6 protein-coding genes are annotated in these 7,304 nt (G+C 61.4%); all 6 read left to right on the top strand.

Annotated elements, in window-relative coordinates:
- Positions 1–579, top strand: a 579-nt coding sequence (locus Q0063_RS13925) for a hypothetical protein (protein WP_297872563.1), incomplete at its 5' end; no start/stop codon positions are given.
- Positions 576–1,121, top strand: a complete 546-nt coding sequence (locus Q0063_RS13920) for an MT-A70 family methyltransferase (protein WP_297872565.1) — start codon at positions 576–578, stop codon at positions 1,119–1,121. The genes Q0063_RS13925 and Q0063_RS13920, both read left to right, overlap by 4 nt.
- A 13-nt stretch (positions 1,122–1,134) precedes the next feature.
- Positions 1,135–1,482, top strand: a complete 348-nt coding sequence (locus Q0063_RS13915; RefSeq protein WP_367180390.1) for a PrgI family protein — start codon at positions 1,135–1,137, stop codon at positions 1,480–1,482.
- On the top strand, positions 1,475–3,802 hold the full coding sequence (locus Q0063_RS13910) for a VirB4-like conjugal transfer ATPase, CD1110 family (RefSeq protein WP_297872562.1): 2,328 nt from the start codon (positions 1,475–1,477) through the stop codon (positions 3,800–3,802). The genes Q0063_RS13915 and Q0063_RS13910 overlap by 8 nt, the downstream gene beginning before the upstream one ends.
- A 32-nt stretch (positions 3,803–3,834) precedes the next feature.
- Positions 3,835–4,899: a DNA cytosine methyltransferase gene (locus Q0063_RS13905; protein ID WP_297872561.1), complete on the top strand. Its 1,065-nt coding sequence runs from the start codon at positions 3,835–3,837 to the stop codon at positions 4,897–4,899.
- Positions 4,900–4,952: 53 nt separating this feature from the next.
- Positions 4,953–7,241, top strand: a complete 2,289-nt coding sequence (locus tag Q0063_RS13900; RefSeq protein ID WP_297872560.1) for a C40 family peptidase — start codon at positions 4,953–4,955, stop codon at positions 7,239–7,241.
- Positions 7,242–7,304 lie beyond the last annotated feature (63 nt).

Below are 7,304 nucleotides of genomic sequence, written 5' to 3'. Positions count from 1 at the left end.
ATCCGCTTCATTCTGGCAAAGGTAGCCGTGGGGAGCTGCATGGAGATCATGACCGCCATTTTCAGCGTATGCGGCGGGATCGTGGCGACGGTCATGAGCGGCATGGGCGGCTCCGTCTCCACGGCGGCCACATTGCCCAGCGAGATCGTGACGGCCATAGAGGGCCTGGGCCTCCTGGAGAGCATTCCCTTGTGGCTGGTGTCCCTGCTGGGCAGCCTGTTCATTACCGTGATGTCCTTTATCCTGCTGCTGACGGTGTATGGACGGTTCTTCCGGCTCTATATGTTCACGGCCCTCGCGCCCCTGCCTCTGGCCTCCTTCGCCGGGGAGGGCACCGCCGCCAGCGGCAAGGCGTTCCTTAAAAGCTATATCGGCGTCTGCATGGAAGGGGCTGTCATCGTCCTGGCCTGCCTGATCTACTCCGCGTTCCTCTCCAGCAGCAGCCCCGCCGTGGACAGCAGCTTACCCGCCGTGACTATGGCGTGGCAGTACATTGGACAGTTAATTTTCAATATGCTGATCCTCACGGGGCTGGTGAAGGGAGCGGACCGGATCGTGAAGGAGATGTTGGGCTTATAGGGAAAAAGTACAATGTCATTTATGCCGACCCTCCCTGGAGCTACCGGGTATGGAGCTGCGGCGGGCTGGCAGAGAGCCACTATCCCACCATGACCATGGAGGACATCAAGGCCCTGCCTGTCTCCGAGCTGGCCGCCGGTGACTGCGCCCTGTTCCTCTGGATCACCATGCCCATGCTCTGCGAGGCGTGGGGCGTGATGGAGGCATGGGGCTTTTCCTACAAGACCGCTGCTTTCGTCTGGATCAAGCTGAATCAGAAGGCAGACAGCGTGTATTGGGGCATGGGCCACTGGACCAGAGCCAACGCGGAATTGTGCCTGCTGGCGACCAGGGGGACCCCGCGCCGCCAAGCGAAGAATATCCACCAAGTCATCCTCTCCCGCATTGAGGAACACAGCAAGAAGCCGGAGGAGGCCCGGCGGCGCATTGAAGCCCTGATGGGAGACGTGCCCCGCGTGGAGCTGTTTGCCCGCCGCCCCGCCCCCGGCTGGGACGTTTGGGGGAATGAGGTGGACAGCACCATTGACTGGATCAAAACTTGAAACGAGGTGAGCTATTATCGAAATTAAAATTCCCAAAGAAGTCCGCCAGCACAAGGAGACCATCTTCTTTGGCCTCTCCACCCGGCAATTCTTCTGTGCCGTGGCCGCCGTAGGGATCGCCGTGGCCGTCTACCTGGGCCTGGGCCCTGTGCTCGGCCAGGAGACCGCGAGCTGGCTCTGCGTCCTGGCTGCCGCGCCCATGGCTGTGGCCGGGTTCTTCAGCTACAACGGCCTGACCCTGGAGCAATTCGCCTGGGCCTTCCTCAAGTCCGAGCTGCTATGCGCCGGAGGACGGCGGTTCGTCTCTGAAAACTTCTACTACACCATACTGCACCGAAAGGAGGCCATAGATTTTGATTAAAGCCCTTTCCGCCGCCAACAAGAGCGAGCGGGACAAGTTCAAGATACCCCGCAGCGTCCAGCAGTCCATCCCCGTCAAATGCGTCTACGCAGACGGCATTTGGCTGGTTGGCCGCAAGCACAGCCGGACCTGGCGCTTTTCCGATGTCAACTACGCCGCCGCGTCCGAGGATGACCGGCGGGGCATCCTCCTCTCCTACGGCGGTGTCCTGAACAGCCTGCCCACGGACGCCGCCGCCAAAATCACCATCATCAACCGCCGCCTCAACCCCGTGGACTTCCAGCGCACCATTTTGATGAAGGAGCGGGGGGACGGCCTGGACCAATACCGCCGGGAATCCAACCGCATCCTCACCCAGCGGGCGGCGGAGAGCAACAATCTGGTCCAGGAGAAGTACATCACCCTCTCCATCCCCCAGCGGAAGATCGAGGAAAGCCGGGCCTACTTCCGCCGGGTGGACGCCAACCTCTCCAAGAGCTTCGGACGCCTAGACAGCGGCGCCCGGCCCGTCTCCACCCATGACCGGCTCCGTATCCTCCACGACTTCTTCCGCCCCGGCGAGGAACAATACTTCACCTTCGACCAGTCCGCCGCCGTCCGCCGGGGCCTGGATTTCCGGGACCTGATCTGCCCGGACGGGCTGCGGTTCCGGGCCGGATATTTTGAGATGGGGGACAAGGTTGGCCGGGTGCTGTTCCTCAAGGATTACGCCAGCTACATCAAGGACAGCATGATCGCCGACCTCTCCGACTTCTCCCGGAACCTCATGCTGTCCATCGACATCCTACCCATTCCCACCGACGAGGCCGTGAAGGAGATTCAAGGCCGTATCCTGGGCATCGAGACGGACATTACCCGCTGGCAGCAGCGCCAGAACGACAAGAACAATTTCACCGCCACGGTCCCCTACGATCTGGAACAGCTCCGGGGCGAGGCCAAGGAATTTCTCTCCGACCTCACCGAGCGGGACCAGCGCATGATGTTTGCCGTGGTGACGCTGGTGCATATCGCGGACAGCCTGGAGCAGTTGGACGCCGACACGGAAACGCTGCTGTCCATTGGCCGGGAACACCTCTGCCAGTTCTCCATATTGCGCTACCAGCAGGAGGACGGATTGAACACCGTCCTGCCCTACGGCCTGCGCCGGGTGAAGGCCCTGCGGACCCTCACCACCGAGAGCGCCGCCGTCCTCATGCCCTTCCGGGTCCAGGAGATACAGGACCCCGGCGGCCTGCCCTACGGCGTCAACGCCATCTCCAAGAATCTGCTGATCTGCGACCGCAAGCGCCTAATCTCTCCCCACGCCTTCTACTTGGGCGTCTCCGGCTCCGGCAAGTCCATGGCGATGAAATCCACCGTGGAAAACGTGGCCCTGGCGACCAATGACGACATTATTATCATCGACGCCGAGCGGGAGTATGGTCCCCTGGCCCGCGCCCTGGGCGGAGAAGTCATTGAAATCTCGCCCCACAGCAAGCACCATATCAATCCTCTGGAAGTGACGGAGGACTACGGGGACGGGGAAAACCCCGTTGCCATGAAGTCCGAGATCATCACCAGCATTTTGGAACAGCAGATGGGCGTGGGGCGGCTCACCGGCAGTCACAAATCCATCATTGACCGCTGCACCGCCAACGTCTACCAGACCTATTTCAGCAGCCGGGGAAAGGCTCCCATGCCCCTGCTGACAGACTGGCGGAACGAGGTGATCCGGCAGGTGGACCCGGAGGCCCGGGAGATCGCCCTGGCCGCCGAACTGATCACCGAGGGCAGCTTAAACGTGTTCGCCCACCCTGGCAACGTCAACATGGACAGCCGGATCGTGGTCCTGGACCTCTACGAGATGGGAGAACAGCTCCGGCCCACGGCCCTGGTCGTCACCCTGGAGGCCATCCAGAACCGCGTCATGGAGAACCGGAAGCGGGGGAAGTACACCTGGGTATTCCTGGACGAAGTGTACTTGTACTTCAAATACCACTACTCCGGGGAATTTCTCTACCGGGCCTGGAAACGGTTCAGAAAATACGCCGCGCCCATGACGGCGGCCACGCAGAATATTGAGGAATGTCTGAAATCCGAGACGGCCCGCCTCATGCTGGCGAACTCCGAATTTCTGCTGCTGTTCAATCAGGCCGCCACGGACCGGGCGGAGCTGGCGAAGCTCCTGCATATCTCCGACACGCAGATGGGCTACATCACCAACGCCGAGGCAGGCCATGGTCTCCTGCGGATCGGCGGCTCCCTGGTGCCCTTCTCCAACACCATCCCCAAGGACACGGAGCTGTACCGGCTCATGTCCACTACTCCCGGCGAAGGTTGAAATAAATCCCACGGTGAGACGCGAATCGCAGTATGGAGAAGATCACATTAGGCAGTCTCTTTGATGGCATCGGCGTATTCCCCCTGGCGGCCACGCTCCATGGCATCACGCCGCTTTGGGCAAGTGAAATTGAAAAGGCCCCCATTTCCATCACCCGGCGGCACTTCCCGGATATGGAGCATTTGGGGGACATTACGAAGCTGGACGGCGGGAAGATACCCGCCGTCCACGTTTTGACATTCGGCTCACCCTGCCAAAATCTCTCGCAAATTGGCAACCGCACAGGGCTTGCCGGAGAAAAATCCAGCCTGTTTTATCAGGCGATACGAATTATAAAGGAAATGAGGGATGCAACTGATGGACGGTTTCCAGTTATCGCTGTTTGGGAGAACGTCATGGGAAGCCTTTCATCAAGCGACCGGCTTGATTTTGCGGCCGTGCTCCGGGCGTTCACAGATACCGACATTCCAATTCCTGCTTCTGGAGGATGGGCCCACGCCGGAATGGTGCGAGGCCGAGGGCCTGACCTCTGCTGGCGGCTCATGGACGCCCAATATTGGGCAAGCCCCCGCCTGGCGCGACGGCAGAGAATTTTCATCGTGGCGGATTTTGGAGGGCGGCGTGCTCACGAAATACTGTTTAAGCCCCGCCCAATGTTCCAGATTCCTCCGTCTCGCGGAGAAGGCGGGATGCCCGCCGCCCAGGATCATCGAGGCCCTGTTATTGAAGCAGGGGGGCGAGTACCCGTCGTCCGACCCTTTCAAATGTTCCGTATGCGCGGCGCTGCGAATGACCGATACCACGTCCAGTTCCGGGACAGCTTTGGATTCTCAAATGACCCTTTTCCCACCCTTCTAGCCCAGGGCGTCTATCCCTTTGCCTTCTGGTACGAGGATGATCCTATGGACGGCTGCATCCGGTTCCCCACGGAGCTGGAAAGTGAACGGCTCATGGGCCTGCCGGACGGCTGGACGAAGTACGGAGCAGACGGACGGGAGATCAGCGGGGTACAGCGTTACCGCGCCCTGGGAAACTCTATCGCCCTGCCCTGCGCCGGGTATATCATGACGGGGATCAGTGAAGTTTTGAACCAATGACCGGACGCGCCTCTTGTGGGGCGCGTCCTATTTTTGATGAAGGAGGCGACGCCATGCCCAAAGCAAAGGAACGAAAACCAGACGATAAGGTCAAGAACCAGGGCAAGCGCAAAGGCGGCGGGCCGGTCCAGGATCAGGCCCGCCGCGTCATGACTGCGAAGATGCGGAAGGAGCTGGCCCAACAGAAGCGGAGCGCCGGCGGCTCCACCGGCGAGACGACCCGAGAGACCAGCCCGACCACCGAAGCCGTGGAACAGGTGGAACAGACCGCTGGGGCCGCTGTTCATGAAACAAATCATCGGACAAGGCAGGGTGTTTCCAAAGCTGTCACCACGGCGGGGCAGGAGCGCCGGAAGATCAAGGAGCGGCAGGACCAGCCGAAGGAGAAGGATCAGCCCCCGGAACCTCCGGCCCCAGAGACCCCGGAGGCCCCCGCCCCGGAGATGCCGGATGTTCCTGCCCCCAGGCCGGACCGCCCAGCACCCAAGGAACAGGCCGGACGGACGCCGCCGCACTCCAAGCTCCAGCCGACCGGAAAGACCGGCACAGGACCGGCGGCCCCGAAGGAGAAGCCCGCTCCATCTGTCCGCTCCAGAGTGCCAAGAACACGGTCTGCCAGCACCCCGGAAACTCCAGCCGTTCCGAAGGTACATCCGACAGGGACACTGGCAGATCCTCCGGCCCCCAGGACGCGGACGGAGAAAGTGCGGCCCATAGTGCCGTCTGCTGAACCATGGACGGCGGACAAGCCGCCCGCTTCGCCAACGCCGGGGGAACGTATGCGGGAATGGGCCGTGGACAAGCGGAGGAAACAGACCCAGGAGCATAGACAGGCCCCCGCCTCGCTGGAGTACGGGGGGCCGTCCCCGGCCAATCATTACGGGAAATCTCCCGCTGCCCCCGGCAGCTCCGTTCCTCCAAAAGAAATCCCTTCTTTTGAAAATCAATCCATCTATCCATCAATCAAAGAGCGGCCCCGGTCCTCCGCCATTCTGAAAGAGAAGGCCCAGGGCTGGACGATCACCCCCAGAACCCGCCGGAGCGTGGAACAGGCCGCCAGGAGTACGGTGGTCCCTCCGAAAGCGCCCACTCCCGCAGGGAAGAAAACTACCGCAAAGCGTCTTGCGGAACGGATGCGCCAAAAGGCGAAAGCGGAGGCCCAGCGGACCATGGCTCAGGGCTCAAAAAAGACGGCCAAGGCCGCCGTGAACCTCTCCCGGAAAGCGGCGGCGGCTACCGTCAACGCAGTGAAATCTCTGATCGGCGCCCTCTCTGCCTTGGTGGGCGGGGCAACTCTCGCCGCCGCCCTCTGCGTGATCTTCTTGATTGCCGCCGTGATCGCCTCGCCCTTCGGACTTCTCTTTTCCAACGAGCCATCCCCCGGAGCGGTCCCGCTGAACGCCGCCGTGACGCAGATCAACGTGGAGCTGACGGACAAGCTGTCCCTGTTGCAAGCCGGGGACTATGACGGCATCGACATTCAAGGCACCGGCCCCGACTGGCGGGAAGTGGCGGCGGTATTCGCAGTAAAGACTTCCCTCGGTGCGGACGGCCTGGACGTGGCCGCGCTGACCCCTGACCGGGTGGACCGGCTGAAAGCTGTTTTTTGGGATATGTGCGAAATTGCCGCCAGCGTGGAGACCATAGACCACCCCGCCAGCGGCTCCACGGAGGCTTGGACAGAGAAGATATTACATATCACCATCACCGCCAGGACCGCCGATGAAATGCGGACGGTCTGTCTTTTTACCCCCGAGCAGAACCGCGCCTTGACGGAACTTCTGGCTGAGCTGAACGGGATCGGTACGCTATTGGGAGACCTGGGCATCAGCCAGGAGGACGCCGCCGAGCTGCTGCGCCGCTTACCCGCAGACCTTTCCCCGGAGCGCCGGGCCGTGGTAGAGACGGCCTGCAAGCTGGTGGGCAAGGTGAATTATTTTTGGGGCGGCAAGTCCCTGGTCCTTGGCTGGGACTCCCGCTGGGGGACCATCCAAAAGGTTTGGGCGGCTGGCAGCCCCTCCACGGGAACCTACCGGCCCTATGGCATGGACTGTTCCGGCTTTGTGGATTGGGTATTTTACAATATGTCTGGCGGGAGCTACGTGATCGGCCACGGCGGAGGAGCCCGGATGCAGCATAGCTACTGTACGCCGATCTCCTGGTCCCAGGCTCAGCCCGGCGATTTGGTGTTCTACCCGGAGGATACCCATGTTGGCATCGTGGGAGGCTGGGACGAAAGCGGCAATATCCAGATCATCCATTGCGCCAGCGGGCAGAACAATGTGGTCATTACCGGGAAGGCCGGGTTTACCTCCATAGGCAGGCCGGACTACTACGGCTGAAAAATGAATCTCACGGTGAGTAATGTCATTAAGTTAGTACGCAAGGACGTTCGCCAAAGGGCC

The organism is uncultured Oscillibacter sp. (assembly GCF_947654275.1).
Classification (GTDB): domain Bacteria; phylum Bacillota; class Clostridia; order Oscillospirales; family Oscillospiraceae; genus Oscillibacter.
Note: the sequence above shows the minus strand (reverse complement) of the source record. Positions and strands in the feature narration are given on the sequence as shown.

Bases quoted from the DNA above. Each gene is read 5' to 3' on its own strand.
- Q0063_RS13905 (WP_297872561.1), top strand. From the start codon at position 3,835: ATGGAGAAGATCACATTAGGCAGTCTCTTTGATGGCATCGGCGTATTC.
- Q0063_RS13900 (WP_297872560.1), top strand. From the start codon at position 4,953: ATGCCCAAAGCAAAGGAACGAAAACCAGACGATAAGGTCAAGAACCAG.